This window comes from Caulobacter sp. 73W (assembly GCF_041021955.1).
Lineage (GTDB): Bacteria > Pseudomonadota > Alphaproteobacteria > Caulobacterales > Caulobacteraceae > Caulobacter.
The window spans coordinates 119,017-137,533 of sequence record NZ_CP158375.1; the positions used below are offsets into that span (position 1 = coordinate 119,017).

Annotated in this window: 22 protein-coding genes and 1 tRNA gene; 11 read left to right on the top strand and 12 right to left on the bottom strand. The window is 67.1% G+C overall.

Features of this window, described 5'->3' with window-relative positions:
• Positions 1–115 precede the first annotated feature (115 nt).
• The 3 genes from ABOZ73_RS00530 to ABOZ73_RS00540 all read left to right on the top strand — a co-directional run bounded on the left by ABOZ73_RS00530 (position 116) and on the right by ABOZ73_RS00540 (position 3,310).
• Positions 116–604, top strand: a complete 489-nt coding sequence (locus tag ABOZ73_RS00530) for a thermonuclease family protein (protein ID WP_369059859.1) — start codon at positions 116–118, stop codon at positions 602–604.
• Positions 605–684: 80 nt separating this feature from the next.
• Entirely contained in the window at positions 685–1,941 is a 1,257-nt protein-coding gene (locus ABOZ73_RS00535; protein ID WP_369059861.1) for a pentapeptide repeat-containing protein, read from the top strand.
• A gap of 10 nt (positions 1,942–1,951) precedes the next feature.
• Positions 1,952–3,310 carry an amino acid permease gene (locus tag ABOZ73_RS00540; protein WP_369059863.1) on the top strand — a complete coding sequence of 453 codons (1,359 nt, stop codon included), beginning with the start codon at positions 1,952–1,954 and terminating at the stop codon, positions 3,308–3,310.
• Here the strand turns inward: ABOZ73_RS00540 and ABOZ73_RS00545 are convergent.
• The 6 genes from ABOZ73_RS00545 to ABOZ73_RS00570 are packed head-to-tail and all read right to left on the bottom strand — an operon-like array spanning position 3,307 to position 7,935.
• Positions 3,307–3,690, bottom strand: coding sequence for a DUF4440 domain-containing protein (locus tag ABOZ73_RS00545; protein WP_369059865.1), 384 nt, complete (start codon positions 3,688–3,690; stop codon positions 3,307–3,309). The genes ABOZ73_RS00540 and ABOZ73_RS00545 overlap by 4 nt on opposite strands.
• Complete coding sequence (locus tag ABOZ73_RS00550) at positions 3,687–4,484, bottom strand: MBL fold metallo-hydrolase (protein WP_369059867.1); 798 nt, start codon at positions 4,482–4,484, stop codon at positions 3,687–3,689. Before ABOZ73_RS00550 ends, ABOZ73_RS00545 begins: the two co-directional genes overlap by 4 nt.
• A complete protein-coding gene (locus tag ABOZ73_RS00555; protein ID WP_369059868.1) occupies positions 4,481–5,260 on the bottom strand; it encodes a TatD family hydrolase in 780 nt (259 codons plus the stop codon). Before ABOZ73_RS00555 ends, ABOZ73_RS00550 begins: the two co-directional genes overlap by 4 nt.
• 15 nt (positions 5,261–5,275) lie before the next feature.
• Positions 5,276–6,280 carry a DNA polymerase III subunit delta' gene (locus ABOZ73_RS00560; protein WP_369059869.1) on the bottom strand — a complete coding sequence of 335 codons (1,005 nt, stop codon included), beginning with the start codon at positions 6,278–6,280 and terminating at the stop codon, positions 5,276–5,278.
• The gene (gene tmk, locus ABOZ73_RS00565) at positions 6,280–6,912 is read right to left on the bottom strand and encodes a dTMP kinase (RefSeq protein ID WP_369059870.1); all 633 of its coding nucleotides are present in this window, start codon (positions 6,910–6,912) and stop codon (positions 6,280–6,282) included. The genes ABOZ73_RS00560 and tmk overlap by 1 nt, the downstream gene beginning before the upstream one ends.
• Before the next feature lie 39 nt (positions 6,913–6,951).
• Positions 6,952–7,935, bottom strand: a complete 984-nt coding sequence (locus tag ABOZ73_RS00570; protein WP_369059871.1) for a septal ring lytic transglycosylase RlpA family protein — start codon at positions 7,933–7,935, stop codon at positions 6,952–6,954.
• Between the two features lie 132 nt (positions 7,936–8,067).
• Between ABOZ73_RS00570 and ABOZ73_RS00575 the strand changes: the two genes are divergently transcribed.
• Together ABOZ73_RS00575 and ABOZ73_RS00580 are read left to right on the top strand one after the other, a co-directional pair.
• Positions 8,068–8,157: transfer RNA gene (locus tag ABOZ73_RS00575), tRNA-Ser, on the top strand.
• Positions 8,158–8,520: 363 nt separating this feature from the next.
• On the top strand, positions 8,521–10,035 hold the full coding sequence (locus ABOZ73_RS00580; RefSeq protein WP_369059872.1) for a S10 family peptidase: 1,515 nt from the start codon (positions 8,521–8,523) through the stop codon (positions 10,033–10,035).
• A 118-nt stretch (positions 10,036–10,153) separates the two neighbouring features.
• Here the strand turns inward: ABOZ73_RS00580 and ABOZ73_RS00585 are convergent, their stop codons facing one another.
• Positions 10,154–10,468, bottom strand: a complete 315-nt coding sequence (locus ABOZ73_RS00585; RefSeq protein ID WP_369059874.1) for a hypothetical protein — start codon at positions 10,466–10,468, stop codon at positions 10,154–10,156.
• Positions 10,469–10,539: 71 nt separating this feature from the next.
• A complete protein-coding gene (locus ABOZ73_RS00590) occupies positions 10,540–10,929 on the bottom strand; it encodes an ArsR/SmtB family transcription factor (RefSeq protein WP_369059875.1) in 390 nt (129 codons plus the stop codon).
• A 51-nt stretch (positions 10,930–10,980) separates the two neighbouring features.
• On the opposite strand from ABOZ73_RS00590, the gene ABOZ73_RS00595 reads away from it, so the two are divergent.
• Complete coding sequence (locus ABOZ73_RS00595) at positions 10,981–11,448, top strand: SRPBCC family protein (RefSeq protein WP_369059877.1); 468 nt, start codon at positions 10,981–10,983, stop codon at positions 11,446–11,448.
• Here ABOZ73_RS00595 and ABOZ73_RS00600 read toward each other — a convergent pair.
• Positions 11,439–11,849, bottom strand: a complete 411-nt coding sequence (locus tag ABOZ73_RS00600; protein WP_369059878.1) for a hypothetical protein — start codon at positions 11,847–11,849, stop codon at positions 11,439–11,441. The two genes, ABOZ73_RS00595 and ABOZ73_RS00600, sit on opposite strands and share 10 nt — an antisense overlap.
• Positions 11,850–11,968: 119 nt before the next feature.
• Between ABOZ73_RS00600 and ABOZ73_RS00605 the strand changes: the two genes are divergently transcribed.
• From ABOZ73_RS00605 to ABOZ73_RS00620, 4 genes are all read left to right on the top strand, one after another.
• Positions 11,969–12,754, top strand: coding sequence for a LytR/AlgR family response regulator transcription factor (locus tag ABOZ73_RS00605; RefSeq protein ID WP_369059880.1), 786 nt, complete (start codon positions 11,969–11,971; stop codon positions 12,752–12,754).
• 106 nt (positions 12,755–12,860) lie between these two features.
• On the top strand, positions 12,861–13,565 hold the full coding sequence (locus ABOZ73_RS00610) for a hypothetical protein (protein WP_369059881.1): 705 nt from the start codon (positions 12,861–12,863) through the stop codon (positions 13,563–13,565).
• Positions 13,566–13,628: 63 nt separating this feature from the next.
• Positions 13,629–14,108, top strand: coding sequence for a Cys-tRNA(Pro) deacylase (gene ybaK / locus ABOZ73_RS00615; RefSeq protein ID WP_369059883.1), 480 nt, complete (start codon positions 13,629–13,631; stop codon positions 14,106–14,108).
• Positions 14,109–14,174: 66 nt separating this feature from the next.
• A complete protein-coding gene (locus ABOZ73_RS00620) occupies positions 14,175–14,945 on the top strand; it encodes a TIGR02281 family clan AA aspartic protease (RefSeq protein WP_369059885.1) in 771 nt (256 codons plus the stop codon).
• On the opposite strand, the gene ABOZ73_RS00625 is transcribed toward ABOZ73_RS00620, so the two are convergent.
• Both ABOZ73_RS00625 and ABOZ73_RS00630 read right to left on the bottom strand, forming a co-directional pair.
• A complete protein-coding gene (locus ABOZ73_RS00625) occupies positions 14,942–15,316 on the bottom strand; it encodes a VOC family protein (RefSeq protein WP_369059886.1) in 375 nt (124 codons plus the stop codon). The two genes, ABOZ73_RS00620 and ABOZ73_RS00625, sit on opposite strands and share 4 nt — an antisense overlap.
• Before the next feature lie 96 nt (positions 15,317–15,412).
• The gene (locus ABOZ73_RS00630) at positions 15,413–15,709 is read right to left on the bottom strand and encodes a hypothetical protein (protein ID WP_369059887.1); all 297 of its coding nucleotides are present in this window, start codon (positions 15,707–15,709) and stop codon (positions 15,413–15,415) included.
• Positions 15,710–15,956: 247 nt separating this feature from the next.
• On the opposite strand from ABOZ73_RS00630, the gene ABOZ73_RS00635 reads away from it, so the two are divergent.
• The gene (locus ABOZ73_RS00635; RefSeq protein ID WP_369059888.1) at positions 15,957–17,594 is read left to right on the top strand and encodes an amidohydrolase family protein; all 1,638 of its coding nucleotides are present in this window, start codon (positions 15,957–15,959) and stop codon (positions 17,592–17,594) included.
• 3 nt (positions 17,595–17,597) lie between these two features.
• Here ABOZ73_RS00635 and ABOZ73_RS00640 read toward each other — a convergent pair whose 3' ends face one another.
• Complete coding sequence (locus ABOZ73_RS00640; protein ID WP_369059889.1) at positions 17,598–18,500, bottom strand: ROK family protein; 903 nt, start codon at positions 18,498–18,500, stop codon at positions 17,598–17,600.
• Positions 18,501–18,517 lie beyond the last annotated feature (17 nt).

Genomic DNA, 18,517 nt, shown 5'->3' on the forward strand with positions numbered 1-18,517 from the left:
ATATGCTGATGCAACGACGAGCGACGAAGATCAATCGCACCCAAAGCTGAAGCTCGGCCTTGAATTCCCGCGTCGCGCGCACAACTGACCAGAAGGCTCAGGGTCACCCAACGTCATGCGCTTTAGAACACCGATCATCGCCGCGGCCCTGCTCGCGCTCGCCGCCTGCTCCCCGCAAAAGGAGTCCGAGGCCGACATCGCCGACGTGCAGCCCTCGGTCGGCAGCCGCGCCACGGTGATCAGCGCAGACATCCTGGTGATCGACGGCCGCCACCTGCGGCTCTCCAACGCCTTCGCGCCCGAGACCATCCCCGACGCCCGCTGCTGGGCCGAGGCCGTCGCCGCGCGCCAGGGCGTCGCCATCGTCCAGCGCCTGGTCAACAACGCCCGCTCGGTCAGCATCGAGGAAACCGGCGGCAAGGACGAATATGACCGCGCCTTCGCGCTGGTGACGCTGGATGGCTTGGATCTGGGACAGGTGCTGATCGACAACGGCCTGGCCGGACGCCGCACGAAGGACCTCTTCAACTGGTGCGACCCCATCAGCCGCAATTCGCCGGGCGCTCCGGCGGTTACGGCGCTCACCGGCCCTCCCCGGCTGTAACTCATATTGACCCGCGTTCGCGCGGGTGCGAGACCGCCCATTCGCTGAGGCGTCGCGCCTCTTGCCGGGGGGAGTTGGGGTTGAGATCGGAGAACGACCGCTCGGGCCGTCGTCGGCTTACCCAGCCCGAACTCGACATGCTGATGAGCGCCCACGCCAAGTTCGTGGCCCGTCAGCCCGGCGGCAAGCGCGCCGTCCTTAAGTTCATGCACCTGTCGGGCCTCAACCTGTCGCGCCGCGATCTGTCGGGTGTGGACCTGTCCGCCTCGGTGCTCGAAGGCTGCCAGATGGCCGGGGTCAAGCTCACCGGCGCCAACATGTTCGGCTGCGATCTGCGCCGGGCCGATCTGCGCGGGGCCAATCTGGTCGACGCCGACATGCGCGGCGTGTGCCTGCGTGGCGCGACCTTGGCCCAGGTCGACATGACCCGCGCCGACCTTCGCCCGGGCATCGTCGACGCCCCCAGCGGCGGCGCGGCCGTGCCTGGCAAGAACGTAAACGCCGACCTGCGCGTCTCCGAACTGGACGAGGCCGACCTGCACGGCGCCACCCTGACCGAGGCTCAGCTCGATGACGTCACCGCCATGGCGGCTGACTTCTCCGACTGCTCGCTCAGCGGTGCGATGATGCGCGGCGCCAACCTGCGTGGCGCAAACTTCACCGGCGCGATCCTGCGCGGGGCCAACCTGACCAACGCCAATATCGAAAAGGCCAATTTCGAAGGCGCGGTCCTGATGCAGATCGACCTGACCGGGGCGCGCTCCAAGGGCGCACGCCTGGGCGGCTGCGTGGTCGATCCCACCGAACAGGCGCTCGAAAAGGCCAAGGCGCTGCACGCAACCTTGGTCCAGCACGATCTTTGGTGTCGCACCGACGGCGCTCAGGGCGCGCCCGCCATCGTCGACGGCGAGGACCTGCGCCCGATCATCCACCTGATCTCCGACCTGAAGCTGACCGCCATCAGCGCCCGGCGCGCCTGCCTGGTGGGCCTGCGCATGGCCGGCGCCCAGCTGCAGGGCGCGCGTCTCGACGGCGCCGACCTGCGCGGCTCGGACCTGTCGGGCGCGGACCTGCGCGGCGTCAAGCTGATGCAAGCCAACCTGACCAAAACCATCATGCGCAAGGCGACCCTTGGGCCGCTGGTCGTCGGAACCCGCGCGGTGACCGCCGACCTGACCGGCGTGCGCGGTCGCTATCTCGATGTCCAGGGCGCGGACCTGACCGGGGCCAGCCTGGTCGAGGCCGACCTGCGCGGCGCCAACTTCACGGGCGCTGAGATGAAACAGACCAACCTGGCCCAGGTGGACCTGACGCCGGTGATCGGCCTTTCGGCCTGATCGGAGCCGCATGACGACCGAGACCCCGCGTTTCGCACGCACCCTCAAGACCCGCCACATCCAGTTCATCGCCATCGGCGGCGCGATCGGCGCCGGTCTCTTCCTGGGCAGCGGCGCGGCGATCGCCCAGGCGGGCCCCAGCGTTCTGATCGCCTACGCCATGGCCGGCCTGGCCGTCTTTTTGATGGCGCGAGCCCTGGGCGAGTTGACCCTCAACCGCCCGGCGGTCCCGGCCTTCACCAGCCACGTGGATGACCTGGTCGGCCACTGGGCCGGTTTCATCAGCGGCTGGAGCTACTGGCTGATCTGGGTCCTGGTCGGGATCGCCGAGATCACCGCCGCCGGGGTGTTCGTAAAGTTTTGGGCGCCGGACTTTCCCCAGTGGATCACCGCGCTGATGACCCTCGTCGGCCTCTACATCGCCAATCGCGTCGGCGTGCGCCTGTTCGGCGAGGTCGAGTTCGCCCTGACCCTGATCAAGGTCGCCGCCATCGTCCTGCTGATCGTCGGCGGCGCGGCGCTGGTCCTGTTCGGCTTTGGCGCGGCGGGCAAGGACGCCTCGTTCGCCAATCTGTGGAGCCGTGGCGGGATGTTCCCGTTCGGCCTCGCCGGTCTCTTCGCCGTGCTGCCCACCGCCCTCTTCTCCTTTGGAGGAACCGAACTGGTCGGCGTCACCGCCGCGGAGTCCGAGGATCCCGAGCGCTCCTTGCCCAAGGCGATCAACGGCGTGATCCTGCGCATCTTGCTGTTCTACGTCGGCTCCTTGGCGGTGATCATGGCCGTGACGCCGTGGAGCGGCATCCCCGCCAACGAGAGCCCCTTCGTGGCCGTATTGCAGAAGATCGGCCTGTCCGGCGCGGCGGGCGTCATCAACTTCGTGGTGCTGTCGGCGGTGATCTCGTCGTGCAACAGCGGCGTCTTCGCCACCGGGCGGGTGCTGTCGGCCATGGCCGCGCGCGGACAAGCGCCGGCCTTCCTAGCCCGCAACGACAAGCGCCAACTGCCGACCAACGCCATCACCGCCTCGACCCTGGCTATGCTGGTCGGCGTCGGGCTGAACTACGCCTTCCCCGAGCAGGTGTTCGGCTATGTCATGTCCCTGGTGGCGGCGCTGCTTTTGTGGACCTGGCTGATGGTGGTCTTGGCCCACTTCTCGTTCCGCCGCCGGCTGGCCGCCGAGGAGCGCGCCGCCCTGCGCTTTCCGACCCTGCTCTACCCGGCATCCAACTGGATCGTGATCGCCTTCATCGCCTTGGTGACCGTGGTCATGGCGATCGAGCCAAGCGCGCGGCCGACCTTCTACACGGCGGTGATCTGGTTTTCGGGCGTCGGTTTGATCTACGCGCTGTTTGTTCGCCGCCGCCGCTAGGCGCCGACCGTCACGAAGAGCTCGGAATCGATCATCCAGCGCCCGTCGATCCGGCTCCACCCGGCCAGATACGGCCCCGACAGTCCGGTCTGGCCATGCCAGGTGGCGACCCAGCGCCCCTCCTCCGCCGCCCGCTCGCCGGAGGCGTCGAGGGTGATGGTGGCGGGCGTACGCAGATAGTTGACGAAGTCAGGGTCCTTGAACTGACCCTTGAAGGCCGCGATCAGGTTATCCACGCCCTGGATCAGCGACCCGTCGCCGACGATCACCTTCACATCGGCGGCGAAGAAGCCGCGCAGCTTGGCGGCGTCATGCTTGGCGATGGCCTCGTTGCTCATCCGGCGCCGGGCGCGGATCAGGGTCTCGGCCTCGGCGCTCACAGAGCGATCTCCACGGTCATGCCGTCATAGGCCGCCTCGACACCGGCCGGCAGCTTGGCGCGCACGTCGTCATAGTCGATGTCGATGTGCATGTTGGTCAGAATCGCCCGCCTGGGCCTTACCCGCTCGATCCAGCCCAGGGTCTTCTCCACATGGGCGTGGGTCGGATGCGGCGTCCAGCGAAGGGCGTCGACGATCCAGACGTCCAGGCCTTCCAGGGCCGCAAAGCTGCTCTCGGGAATATCGCGGACGTCCGGCGAATAGGCGGCGTTTCCAATCCGATAGCCGACGGAACGGACCTCGCCGTGGTCCTGATCGAAGGTGGTGATCGCGATAGCGCCGGACGGACCGTTCACCGACCAGGCCTCGCCATGCGGCGGGATCACCCACGGCTCGCAGATCGCCGGATAGCCCCCCTTAGCGTGAAAGATGTAGTCGAACTTGGTCACCAGACTGGCTTGGGTCGGATGATCCATGAAGGTCGGGATCGGCGCGCGTTGGCGCTGATAGAAGGCCCGCAGGTCGTCGATTCCGTGGGTCTGGTCGGCATGGTCGTGGGTCAGAAGGACCGCGTCTACGCGCCTGACCTTGGCGGCGATGAACTGCTCGCGCAGGTCCGGCGAGGTGTCGACGACGATGGTGGTCTCATCCGCCCCGCCCTTGCGCCGGGCCAGCAGCGAACACCGGGTGCGACGGTTCTTCGGCTGGGCCGGATCACAAGCTCCCCAGTCCCCGTCCGCCCGCGGCACGCCGCCGGATGAGCCGCAGCCCAGGATGGTCAGTTCCAGGGTCACGGACGCGGGATCCGATCGAACAGGGCGAAGAACGCATCCTCCGTCCGCTTCTCGGCCTCCTCGCGCGACCAGCCCCGAATTTCACCCAGCTTGTCGACGATATGCGGCAGGTAGGCCGGCTCGTTGCGCCGGCCGCGCATGGGAATGGGCGCCAGATAGGGGCAGTCGGTCTCGACGATGATCCGGTCGGCCGGCATGTCGGCGATCACCGCGCGCACGTCCTCGGCCTGCTTGAAGGTGGCGATGCCGGAGACGGAGAACCAGGCCCCAAGCGCCGCCGCTCGCCGCGCCAGCTCAGCGCCGCTGGTGTAGCAGTGCATCAGGAGCTTGAACGGGCCCTTGGCGTACTCCTCCTCGAGGATCTGGCCCATCACCTCGTCGGCCTCACGGGTGTGAACCACCAGCGGCAGGCCCGTCTGGCGCGCCGCCGTCACATGGGCGCGGAACACCTGCGCCTGCACGTCGCGCGGCGACAGGTCGTAGTGGAAGTCCAGGCCGCATTCGCCGATGCCGATCACCTTGGGGCGCGCCGCAAGATCGATGAGAATCTTTGCCTCAAGTTGTGGATTCTCCTTGGCTTCGTGCGGGTGTGTTCCGACGGTCGCCCAGATGTCGTCATGCGCCATGGCGATAGCGTGCACGGCCTCGAACGACGAGACCTTGTCGCAGATGGTCACCATCATCTCGATGCCGGCGGCGCGGGCCCGGTCGATGACCTCCGCCTGATCCTCGGCGAACTGGGAAGCGTGGAGATTGACGTGACTGTCGATCAGCATATCGGCGCAAACAACTCAGAAAGCTCGAATTTTGGCGGCCGCGCGTAGGTCGCGCACCGCCGAGAAGAAAGCATCGGCCCGATCAAGGTTCACCGCCTCGACCCGATCCGGCATGGCGACCAGCCGATCCCAGGCGGCGGCCCAACCATCGAGGCCAAAGCCCCGCCCCTCCGCCGCCTCACGGGCGGTGAAGATGTGAATCCGCTCGGCCAGGCGGTCGATCACAGCCCGAAAGCGCTGCATGCCCTCTGCGCCCCGGAAGGTGTCCGCCAGGGCCAAAAGGGCGGCCTCGTCGGCGGCCGGCAAGGACATCAGGATTTCGCGCGCCGCGTCGTCCGCGGCCAAGGCGCCGTTGGCGGCCAACTGCAGCGCCATGCCTGGTGCGCCCTTGGCCATGCGGGCCAGCCGCAGGGCGTTCTCGCCCTCGGCGGCGCCGGCTTGCTCAAGCATTTCCACGGCCATGGCTTCGGAGCCTGACGACATCACCAGCCGACGGCAGCGCGAGCGGATGGTCGGCAGCAGTTTGCCCGGCGAGTGGGAGATCAAAAAGAGCACGCCGCGCCCTTGAGGCTCTTCAAGAGTTTTCAATAAGGCATTGGCGGCGTTGACATTCAGGTCGTCGGCGGCGTCGATGATCGCCACCCGATAGGGCGAGATCGCCGGCGCCTTGGCGAAGAACTCCGGCAGGCGGCGCGCCTCCTCGACGGGGATCACCTTGCGCGGCTTTCCGTCCTCGCCGATGCGCTCCAGCACGGTCAGGTCGGGGTGAGACCGCGCGCTGATCTGTCGGCTCACCGGGTCTTGGTGGTCCGATCCGATGCCCCCGCCCAAGGGCCTCGCGCCCATCAGCCGCCGCGCCGCCCGGTAGGCGAAGGTCGCCTTGCCCACGCCTTCAGGGCCGGTCAGCAGCCAGGCGTGGTGCAGGCGGCCACGATCGATGGCGTCTGCGAAGGCGGCCTCGGCCGTCTCCTGGCCCCTGAGGCCGAAGACGTCGCGCGGATGGGGCGGCTCGTAGGCCATCAGCCCACCTTCAGCCGCGGCTCCACCGCAGCCCAGATGTCGGTCTCGACCTGTTCGATCGACTGGTCCGCCGGCACGATGACGCAGCGGTCCGGCTCGCGCGCGGCGATGGCCAGGAAAGCGGCGCGCAGCCGCTGATGGAACGCCTCGCCCTTGGATTCAAAGCGCGCTTCGCCGCCGCCACGGCTGGCCGCCCGCGCCAGCCCCTTTTCCACCGGCAGGTCGAGGATCAGCGTCAGGCCGGGCCAGTCGTCGCCGACCACGTATCGCTCCATGGCCTCGATCAGGCCAGGATCAGCGTCCCCGCCCGCGCCCTGATAGGCCCGCGTGGAGTCGGCGAAACGGTCGCAAAGAACGATCTTGCCGTCAGCCAGGGCCGGCCGCACCACGCGCTCCAGATGATCGCGACGCGCGGCGTACATAAGCAGGGTCTCGGTCGTGGCCGACCATTTCTCGGCGGCGCCGTTCAGCAGCAGGTCGCGGATCGCCTCGGCCCCATCGGAGCCGCCCGGCTCACGGGTGAGCATCACCTCGCGCCCAAGCCCGCGCAGGCGTTCGGCCAGCCGACGGATCTGGGTCGATTTCCCAGCCCCCTCGCCGCCCTCGAATGTGATGAAGATGCCGGTCGCCACGCCCGTTCAATCGACTGGAACGGGCCTGTTGTCCAGAACCTAGAAGGGCCGGAGCACCGTGGCGTCGGGAAAGCCGAAGGCCGCAGCGGCGTCGCGCAGCTCCAGAGCCGCGCTCTCGTCAGGCGCTGGGCCCATGACCACCCGGTATAGGGTGATCCCGCCGCGGTCGGTCGGTTCGATCACCGCCAGCCCGGCCTCGGACAGCAGTTGCACCGCCCGCTCGGCGTTGGCGCGGCTGGAGAACGCGCCTGCCTGCACCCGATAGGCGTTCGAGGCGCGCGCCCCCGCGACCGGGAGCGTGTAGCTGGGCGCCGAATAGCTGGGCGCTGAGTAGCTCGGGGTCGAATAGGCCGGCGCCCCGCCGATCGGCGGCAAGGATGCGGACTGAACCGGCGTGCGCGCCGGCGGAACATAGGGCGCCGGCTCAAAGGCGGGCGGCGGCGGGGCTGCGGCGACCATCACCGGGCGCGGCTCGGAGGCCTTGACGTAGCGCTTGGGTTGGTCGAACGGCGTCGGCTTGCCGGCCGGCCCTACATAGCGGACCCGTACGCGCGCCACGCCGGCGTTCTTGAAGCCCAGCTCGTCGGCGGCCGCCTTGGAAAGGTCGATGATGCGGTCGCCGATGAAGGGGCCACGGTCATTGACCCGCACGCGCATGGAGCGGCCGTTGTCGAGGTTCTTGACCTCCACGATCGACGGCAGCGGCAGCGTCTTGTGCGCCGCCGAGGGCAGGTCCATGTCGAAGACCTCGCCATTGGCGGTGTAGCGGTTGTGGAACTGTTCGCCGTACCAGGAGCCGATGCCCGTCTGGTCGTAATTTGGCTGTTCGGCCGGATAGTACCAGACGCCCCTCACCTTGTAGGGCTTCATGGTCCCACGCAGCGGGTTTCCGTCCTTGTCCTTCCAGGCCCGATCAGACGGCGGCGACTTGCTCGACAGCGTCGGGCCGTTCTTGGTCGGCATGGGCGTGGCGCAGGCAGCCAGCCCCGCCGTCGCCAGCAGCAGGGCGGTCAAGGTGCGCACGGATCCGAATGGAGAGCGGGCGATCATGCCCGTCATGGTGAATCAAAGGTTTTTATGAGGGGTTAAGGCGCTCGACCGCTTCAAGCCGCTGGAGCCACCCGCGCCGCCCTGATATAGGCCCCGTTCTCTTGGGGACAGGTGGCCGAGTGGTTTAAGGCAGCGGTCTTGAAAACCGCCGTAGGTGGAAGCCTACCGTGGGTTCGAATCCCACCCTGTCCGCCATGTGCGGCGTTTTATAGCCCGGACACATACGTGACGGTTTGTACCTAAGACATGGGTGACAATCTCGGGCCGAACGGATCGCCCAGGGGTTGCAAGGTCTTCTGGTCCAAATCGACGTAGCCCAGATCGTAAGCGGCGGCTTTTCCTGAATGCTGCGACGCACTCTGAAGATCGTTCGGATTATCAACGTAGCGCCGGATTTTATTCAACGATCTCGCTAAGAATGGCGGTTTACATTCGGCGGCCCCTGCGTCCTCCTACTGATGTTTGTTCGAGGATGATCCGCCCGCGCAGCTGTTTGCGTGACGCGTCCCTCGACACCGGCGCCTGGAGGCGGCGGAGTACAAGACTAGGGGGAATTCAATGAAGATGCTTTTGGCTGCCGCCGTATCGGCGCTGGTGCTCGGCGCGCCTGCCTTCGCTCAGGACGGACCCAAGTCCGAGGCGGCCGCTGAGCGCCGGGCCGACGGCATTCCGGCCCCGGTCGTCTCCGTCACCAAGCACACCGGCACCTTCGGCGGCGTGAAGGTCTCGTACCGCGCCATCGCCGGCGAGACCTATCTGAAGGACAAGGAAGGCAAGCCGCTCGCGGCGATCACCTCCTACAGCTACATCAAAGAAGGTCCGACCGACCCCAACCGTCCGGTGACCTTCCTGTGGAACGGCGGCCCAGGTTCGGGTTCGGTCTGGCTGCACATGGGCGCCTTTGGTCCCAAGCGCGTGGTCGTGCCCTCGGACGCCAAGGACGATGGCGCCCCGCCCTTCCCGATCATCGACAACCCCGACTCGCTGCTCGACGTCACCGACATCGTGTTCATCGACCCCGTGGGCACCGGCTTCAGCCGCGCCCTGGGCAAGACCGACCCGGCCAATTACTGGGGCGTGACCAAGGACGCCAAGTCCATGGCCGAGTTCATCCGTCTTTGGCTGAACGAGCATGGCCGCTGGAATGCGCCCAAGTTCATCGGCGGCGAAAGCTACGGCACCACCCGTTCGGCCGCGGTGATCAACGAACTGGAAGGCAGCTATACGGACGTCTCGATCAACGGCATCCTGCTGATCTCGTCGATCCTCGACTTCAGCCAGGCCGCCGACTCTCCGGGCAACGAGCTGGGCTTCGTCACCAACCTGCCGTCCATGGCGGCCACCGCCTGGTATCATAATAAGGTCGCCGACAAGCCGGCCACGGTCGAGGCGTTCGTCGCCGAAGCCCGCGCCTTCGCCATCGGCCCGTACGCGTCGGCCCTGCTGAAGGGCAACTCGCTGACCGCCGAAGAGCGGGCCGCGGTCCTGCCGCAGCTGTCGCGCTTCACGGGCGTTTCGCAGGCCTATCTGAGCAACGCCAACCTGCGCCTGTCGCCCAGCCGCTTCTACAAGGAGCTGCTGCGTGATCGGGGTCTGACCATCGGGCGTCTGGACACCCGCTACACCGGCGTTGACTACGACAACGCCGGCGACCGCCCCGACAACGATCCCAGCTTCTACGGCATCGACGGCGCCTATACCGCCGCGATGAACGCCTATTCGCGCGAAACGCTGAAGTACTCGCCCGACGTCGTCTATTCGTCGATTGGCTCCACGGGCAACTGGGACTGGAACATCGGCGGTCCGCGCGGCGGTTCGGGCTACCTGAACGTCGCGCCGTACATCGGCAAGGCTCTGCGTGAGAACAGCGGCCTGCGGGTGTGGGTCGGCCAGGGCTACTACGACTTCGCCACCCCGTTCTTCGGGGCGGAGTACTCGCTGAACCGCCCGGGCATCCCGACCGACGGCCGCATCAAGTGGGACTACTACCACGCCGGCCACATGATGTACGTGCGTGAGGACGACCTGAAGAAGCTGTCAAACGACATCCGCACCTTCATCCGCGCCCGTTAAGCGCACCAGGACGGCGCTCCCGCCCTCAGCCGGGGCGCCGCTCACGGACAAATGCGCGATCCGATCTGTCCGGTCGGATCGCGTTTTGCGTTCTGGCGCTGGTGCTCTTAAGCGGTTTCTACCAGACGCGAAGGCGCTTGCCGGTAGCGTAGATGACCACGCTGGAGGCGACCACCAGGGCTGCCGCGCCCAGGAACTTCAGGGCCGTCCTGTCCTTGGCGCCGATCTCGACGCCGCCCATCGGTGGGTGGTAGGCCACGTCCATCGGCGGCGTCATGTCGGTGATCGCCGCTTCCTGCCGCTGCCAGGGGAGCTTCTTGGCTTTGTCCAGGGTGCGCCAGACGTACTCGTGCACGTAACCCGTCTTGGCCACGATCTCGGCGGCGGTCATGCCTTCGTCGGAAAGGCGGCGAATGACGGCGGCTTTACTCATCTACTCGAACCTCTGAAGCTGCAGCGGCATCTTAGCGGCCTTGCCTAGGTCGCGGCTATGTTCGAATTGCGTCAAGGCTCGTGATCGTCGCCCCGCCCGGCGCCGATGGGGTCCGGCTGAAACGAAAGCCCCTCTTCCGGCCGCTCGCTTTCGCGCTTCAGGCGGCTAAGCATGGAGGAGGCGTAGGCCGCATACGGCCCGATCCAGCGTTCGTGAATCGCATGGACCGGCAGGGCGTCCAGGTGGTTCCAGCGCTTGCGTCCGCGTCGCTCGACCACCACCAGGCCGGCCGCCTCCAGCACCTTCAGATGCTGCATCACCGTGCACCGATCAAGCTCGGGAGTCAGGTCGCACAGCATGCCCGTCGTGCGCGGCCCAGCCTTCAAGGCGTCGAGAATCCGCCGCCTGGCGCGATGCCCCAGGGCCTTGAAAAGCAGGTCGTCCTCGTCGTCGATTGACATGTTATATTTTAATAACATGATGTCGCTCACAGTCACAAGAGGAGCGAGACGATGGAGCCGAAGTTCACGGTCAGCGGTCGGATCTCCAAACCCGTCGGCGAGGTCTTCGAGGCCGTCGTCAATCCCGACCGCCTCTCCTGCTTCTTCACGACCGGCGGGGCCAAGGGGCGGCTGGAGACGGGCGCGGTCGTCACCTGGGACTTCCATGACTTCCCCGGCGCGTTTCCCGTGCATGTGATCGAGGTCGACAAGGACAAGCGTATCGTCCTTCGCTGGGACGGCGCCGAGAACGCCGTCGAACCGGACGCCTCGGGCGCCAGCTTGACGACCGTGACCATGACCTTCGAGTCGTTGGACGACGGCCGCACCCTGGTGCGCATCGCCGAGGAAGGCTGGGCCCAGACCAAGGAAGGCGTCGAGGCGTCCTATGGCAACTGCCAGGGGTGGACCGGCATGCTCTGCGCCATGAAGGTCTGGCTGGAGCACGGCCTCAACCTGCGCGACGGCTTTTACAAGTAGCCGGCCTTGCGATCACGCACGACCGCCCAGGCGGTCAGCAGGCCGCCGATGACGGCCGGCATGGTCACGGCGGGGAAGTCGCGCAGCAGGACCGATGGGCCGCAGATGCCCGCCGCCACTTCCCAAAAGTGGAACAACGCGTGCCCCGCCAGCCAGAGGCTCGACGCGCCCCACAAGATCACCCGGCGCCGGGGCATGCCTACGCCAGTCAGATACGCTCCGCCGACCAGCAGGAAGATCAGGCCGATGTCTCGCAGGAAGTGCTGGTTGAACGGCCCGGTCGTGGTGACCCCAGGAATGGCGAAATACCAGTCTAGCGGCGCAACCAGCATGAACACGCCGTTCGCGCCGAGACCGACGCCCATGACAGCTGCGACGCTCAAGACAGCCTTTGTCGACATCAAACCCTCCATCTTCGAGACCGACGATCGGTCCTTCACGAACAGGACGAGGCAGGGGACGTCCGTGTGACATGGCGCATCGGATCGACGTCGAAACAGGCCTGGGCTAGAGCGTTCTGATGGCTTTCGCCGCACTCTCGCCCCGCCTTATCGCCGCCGGCCTCGGCGCCTGGATGCTGGCCGCTTTGGTCAGCGCGGGACAGGCTTACGTCTTCGCGGATTTCTCGGGGCGTCCGCAGTCGTGGTGGCCGACACTGGCCTACACCCTGGCGATCTTCTCCATCTGGGCGCTGATCTCGCCGGCCTTGCTGGCGGGGCTTTCACGCATCTGGCGGATCGAGCGGCTGACCCTGCGCATCGCCGCCCTGATGCTCGGCGCGCCGCTCGCCATGGCGGCTCACGTCCTGGTCTTCTCGGTCGCCTTCCATCCGATCTATGGCCAGGGTCGTTCGATCATCGGCATGATGACGCCGGTCCTGGCCGCCAACCTTGACACGGCGGCCCTCGCCTACGGCCTGTTGATCGCTGGAACCTGGCTGCAAGCTCGCCGCACAAACCCGGCGCCTGCCGAACCCGTCGCCGAAGGGCTGTGGATTCGCGACGGCGGATCGACGCGCTTCATCGCCTATGGCGAGATCGACTGGATCGCCGCCGCCGGGGACTATGCGGAGATCCACGCCGGCTCCGGCAGCCGCCTGACCGACCAGTCGCTGACCACCCTGTCGCGGACCCTGCCCCAGGCCCAGTTCGCCCGCATCCACCGCAGCGCCATTGTCCGCCTCGACCGCGTGCGCCACGTCCAGGGTGTTGGCAGGGGCGACGCGGAGGTGGAGCTGCGCGACGGTCGCCGCCTGCGTCTCAGCCGCCGGTTCCGCGGCGCCTTGGCTGGGCGCCTGCCAGTCTAGCCCCGACCCTGACCCGCTCGCCGCCGCTGCGGTCCCGCTGGGCGATCCAAGCTTCCACGGTGTCGCCAGCTCGCCGACTACGACCTCCCACATCAGGAGGTCCGCCTTGAAATCCACCCTCACCGCGCTTGTCTTCGCCGCCCTCGCCTCGACGGCGCAGGCCGCCTGCCCTGTCCCGCCCGCAAACGCGGTGGCGGTGATCGGCGCCCTGCACGGCCTGCACGCCAAGACGCCCGGCTTCAGCTACGCCGCCCTTCGCCGGGCCATTGTCGACTTCCGCCCCGACGTCCTTGTGGTGGAAGTTCGCCCCGACGAACTCATCGACCGCGCCGCCACCCCGGGCCGGCCGGAATATCCTGAGGTGGTCTGGCCGCTGCTGAAGACGATGCAGGTGGTCGCCGTGCCGATGGAGCCAGGCGGCGAAGCGTTCAAAGCCATGGTCACGGAGGCCGGCGCGGCCTTTGACGGATTCCGACGGGCCGACCCAGCCGCCCATGCCGCCGTAGACGCCCTGGATACGGCGACTGAGGCCGCCATGCTCACCTGGTGGCGTACGCCGGACCGCGCGCACGACGCCGTGACCGCCGCCGCCGCCAACGGCCTCAACACCGTCCAGTACAGCTTTGCCGGCGACAAGGCGTTCGCCGTCCAGACCCGCTGGAACGACTATATGGCCGAACGCGTCGCCCAGGCCGTCGCGGCTCACCCTGGCCGCCGGGTTCTCGTCCTGGGCAGCTGGCGCAATCGCGAGCGCCTTGAGCAGGCGGTCATCGCGTCCCGCGCAGCGCAGGCATGCTTCGCGACGGACTAAGCCTTGCCTTGGCGGGATGCGCGGGGCCAAACAGGCGCTCGTTCTTTCTCGTAAAGTCCCGCCATGGCCAAGACCACGCTCGCCACCCTCGCCCTGGACAAGGCCAAGGTCGCCTACGCCCTGCAGACCTATGACTATGACCCAGGCGCCGAGCGCGTGGGCCTGCAGGCGGCGCAGGCCATGGGCGTCGCGCCCGACCGGGTGCTGAAGACCTTGATGGTCAAGGCCGACGGCAAGCCCGCCTGCGTGGTGGTCCCGTCTGATCGGGAGGTCAGCATGAAGAAGCTGGCCGCCGCCCTTGGGAGCAAGTCGGCCGAGATGATGCCCGTGCCGGAGGCCGAACGCCTGACCGGCTTCAAGGTCGGCGGCATCAGCCCCTTTGGCCAAAAGCGCCAAGTCCCCACCGTGGTGGAGGCCGACGCCCTGGCCTTCGACGAGGTTTTCGTCAACGGCGGCCAGCGCGGCTTGCAGGCGCGCCTGACGCCGCAGGATCTGGTCGACGCGCTGAAGGCCAAGGCTGCGAACGTCAGCTCACCGGCTTGACGTCGGCGGACCTGTCTTCGACTTAAAGGGCCCACGAGTCCCTTCGACGCCAAGGATCCCCGACGCGTGCAGCCCGACCGCAACCCCTGGAGCCCTGAGCCGCAAGAGCCGCAAGAACCGCCGAGGAGCGGCGAGCGCGTTTGGATTTGGGTCCTGGTCATCGTGGCTGTCGTCGGCGTCGTCCTGGCGCTGGCCAGGGCGTTTCCAGAGGCGGTCCAGACGGGCGAGGATTGGGCCAATGTCGGCTACGGCGTTGGGCTGGTGGCGCTGGTCTCCACCGTCCTGCTGCGCGTGCGGCGCGGGAACATCGGCCTCTATCTGCGCTACGCCGCGATCTGGAGCGGGATCATCGCCGTCCTGGTGCTGGGCTACGCCTATCGCGACGAGATCGCCGGCGTGCCGCAGCGGCTGAAAACCACCTTCAATGTCGGCAATCCGGTGCAGGTGTCGGAGCGCGAGATGGTCGTGCCTCAGGACGAGACCGGATCTTATGTGATTGTCGGCCGGGTGAACGGACAGCGTGTCCGCTTTCTCGTGGACACCGGCGCGACGGAGACGGTTCTCAGCCCCGAGGACGCCCGCCGTCTGGGCATCGACACCGAACGCCTGGACTATGCCTATGAGGCCGAGACGGCCAATGGCGTCGGCTACGGCGCGGCCTGGCGCGCGGCCAGTATCGAAGTCGGCGCCGTAAAGGCGGCCGACTTCGACATGACCATCAACAAGACGCCGATGCGCGCCTCGCTTCTGGGTCTCAGTTTCCTCAGCCGGTTCGAGTCCATCGAGTTCCGGGGCCGCCAGCTGATCCTGAAATGGCGCGAGACCTCAGCTGGCTAGCCGAAGTGGTAGCCGCACAGCTTGTTGCCATCCAGATCGCGGAAATAGGCGAAGTACATCTTGGGCATCCGCTCGCCCGGCGCGCCCTCGCAGACGGCGCCCAGCTCCAGAGCCTTGGCGTGGAAAGCGTCCACCTCCGCTTTGCTGTCGAAGCTGAAGCCGGCCATGGTCCCGTTGCCGATGCAGGCGTCCTGCCCGTCATAGGGGCCAAGCACCCCGAACAGGCCCGTGCCCTCGCCGCGATAGAAGCGTCCGCCGCGGGGATGATCGAAGATGCCCGCCATCTTGATCGAGCCGAGCAGCGCGTCGTAAAAGGCCTTGGCCTCATCCAGCTTGTTGGTGCCCACCGTGTAGTAATTCAGCTTGGCCACGACCAATCCTCCCAGTTGGTATTCTAAAGCAACCCTATCATGACGCGGGTTCCGTGCAAGCGCCGGAGCGCGGATAAGGACAGTTGTTCAGCGACCTCAAAACAGGGAGAGATCGTCGGCTGGCGGCAGGACGCGACCCGAACGGCGGCGGTGTTTCATGAGCTTGTGGTAGGCGATAGCATGAACCCAGACCGTCAGTTGCTGGCGCCGGTCATAGGTCGCCCGACGCGCGTTGATGTCGATCAGGGTTTCCTGAACCAGAGGCTCCACCTCATGGGCCGCCTCGCCCAGGCATCGGACGAAGTAGCGCCTCAGCCTGTCCGACAGCAGACTGAGCTGCTGGCGATAGGAGCCTGGATCGCCCCGCAGGCTTTCCACCATCAACGCCTGCAAAGTCGCTTCGCTTGTCGGCAATGCACTTGGCCCACCCTGCTCACCGGGCGATTGTGCGGTTCGTGAACATCGTTCGCCATAAGCAAGACGACGGGCGCTCCCGTCGAAACGTGTGAAACGCCCTCTACGCGAGACAATTCGCCGATTGAATCGTTTGGACGACAGCCGTCCATGGCGGTTGCGTGACGCGCGTTGGTCGCTATCGTCCCCGCGTCGGACGCGGTCCGATGTGTTCTTTGGGGGGACTATGCGTCGTTTGAACCTGCTGCTGGCCAGCGCCGGCATTGCTGTCGCCATGGCCTGCACGGCCGCTCCGGCCTTTGCTCACGTGGCGGACGAAGCCGCCGCCGCGCCGGCCCGCGCCACGCTCAACCCGGCGCCCGCCCGCAAGGCCGGCGAAGGCTTTGGACCGTACCGCAAGATGGTCATCCGCGGCGTGACCCTGGTCGACGGCACCGGCGCCCCGCCGCGCGGCCCGGTCGACATCGTCATCGAGAACGACAAGATCACCGACGTGCTGCAGGCCGGCTGGCCGGGCATGCCTCTGAAGCAGAACCGCGAGCCGCGCGACGCCGACCACGAGATCGACGCCACCGGCATGTACGCCCTGCCCGGCTTCGTCGACATGCACGCCCACGCCGGCACGCCCCAGAAGGCCGCCGACCTCGAGTACGTCTACAAGCTGTGGCTGGCCCACGGCGTGACGACTGTCCGCGGCGTCAGCCTGGCGTCCCAGCCGCTCGCCTCCTCCGAGAAGAACCGCAGCGCCCGCGGCGAGATCGTCGCCCCGCGCATCTACAACTACCAGACCATCGGTTCCGGCTGGTCCGGCGGCCGCATCACGGGCCCCGACAAGGCGCGCGCCTGGGTGCAGTGGGCGTCCAAGAACAATATCGACGGCATCAAGTTCTTCGGCTGGAACGACGAGACGCCCGAAGTGATGCTGGCGGCCATCGACGAGGCCAAGAAGGTCGGCCTGGGCACCGTCGCCCACATCTCGCAGCCTGGCGTGGCCAGCCTGAACGCCAAGCAGCTCGGCGACGCGGGCCTCGGCACCGTCACCCACTTCTACGGCCACTTCGAGTCGCTGCTGTCCAACGGACGCCTGCAGAAGTACCCGACCGACTACAACTTCTACGACGAGGCCAAGCGCTTCGGCGAAGCCGCCGAGATCTGGGACGAGATCGAGCCCGGCTCGGACGCTTGGTTCGAGTACCTCAAGAGCCAGAAGGCGGCCGGCGTCACCTTCGACCCGACCATGACCATTTACGCCGCCTCGCGCGACCTGATGAAGGCCAAGAACGCCGACTGGCATTCTGTCTACACGCTGCCGACGCTGAACGACTATTACCAGTCCACCCGCGACAACCACGGCAGCTATTTCTTCGACTGGACGACCTCCAACGAAGTGGCGTGGCGCAATTTCTACGGGCGCTTCATGCGCCTGATGAACGACTACAAGAACATCGGCGGCCGCGTGACGACCGGCTCTGACAGCGGCTTCATCTGGAAGCTCTACGGCTTCGGCTACATCGAGGAGCTGGAGCTGATGCAAGAAGCCGGCTTCACCCCCCTGGAAGTCGTGCAGGCCGCCACTATCAACGGCGCCCGCACACTGGCCGATCCCAAGCACGAGGCGCCGACCTTCGGCATCGTCAAGCCGGGCTACAGCGCCGACCTGGTGATCACGCCGGAAAATCCGCTGGCCAACTTCAAGACCCTGTACGGCACCGGCCACCAGCGCCTGAGCCCGGACAACAAGATCGAGACCGTCGGCGGCGTCAAATGGACCGTCACGCGCGGGGTCGCCTACGACGCCAAGGCGCTCTTGGTCGATGTGAAGGCGATGGTCGACAAGCAGAAGGCCGCTCGGGGCCAGAAGTAGGGCTTAGGCGGGGGCGGACCAGAGACGCGCCGCCCCCCTCACCCCCGAGCTGTCGCCCCATTTTGCTCGGGCGATCTTGGCGTGCCACACATCCGAGAACACATAGCGCCGCACGACGGCGGGCAGACGCTCATAGAGTTCGTCTACGTTGGACATGCCTCCGCCCAGGACGAAGACGTCCGGATCGATCATGTTGGCGACCACGGCCATGGCGCGCCCCAGGCGGTCGGCGTAACGATCGAACGCGGCCACGGCCTGCGCATCACCTTCGCGCATCGCCATGATGACCGCTTCGCCGGTCAGGTGGCGACCGGTCGCCTGCTCGTAGTCACGGCGAAAGCCGGTCCCGGACACCCAGGTCTCCAGGCAATTCATCTGCCCGCACCAGCACTTGTGGCCGGGAAGCTCATACTCGCGCGGCCAGGGCAGAGGCGTGTGCCCCCATTCGCCAGCGATGGCGTTGGCGCCGTTGACCAGCCGCCCGTCGAAGACCACTCCGCCGCCGCAGCCTGTGCCGATGATGATGGCGAACACCCCAGTCGCGCCCGCCGCCGCGCCGTCCACGGCCTCGGACAGGGCCAGGCAATTGGCGTCGTTGGCCATGCGGATGGGACGGCCAAGGGCCTTGGCCAGGTCCGCGTCGAACGGGCGACCGTTCAGGTACTGTGAGTTGGCGTTGCGCATCAGGCCGGTGCGCGGCGAGACCGATCCCGGACCGCCGATGCCGACCGCCCCTTCCCCGCCAGCCTCGGCTTCCACGCGCTCGATCAGGTCCACGACCACGCGGATCGCGGCGTCGTAGTCCCCGGGGTTCGGCTCACGCAGCCGCGCCAGAAACTCGCCTTCGGCGTCCAGCGCCGCCGCTTCGATCTTGGTGCCGCCGAAATCGACGCCGATTTGGATCATCACGCTCGCCTCTGGAA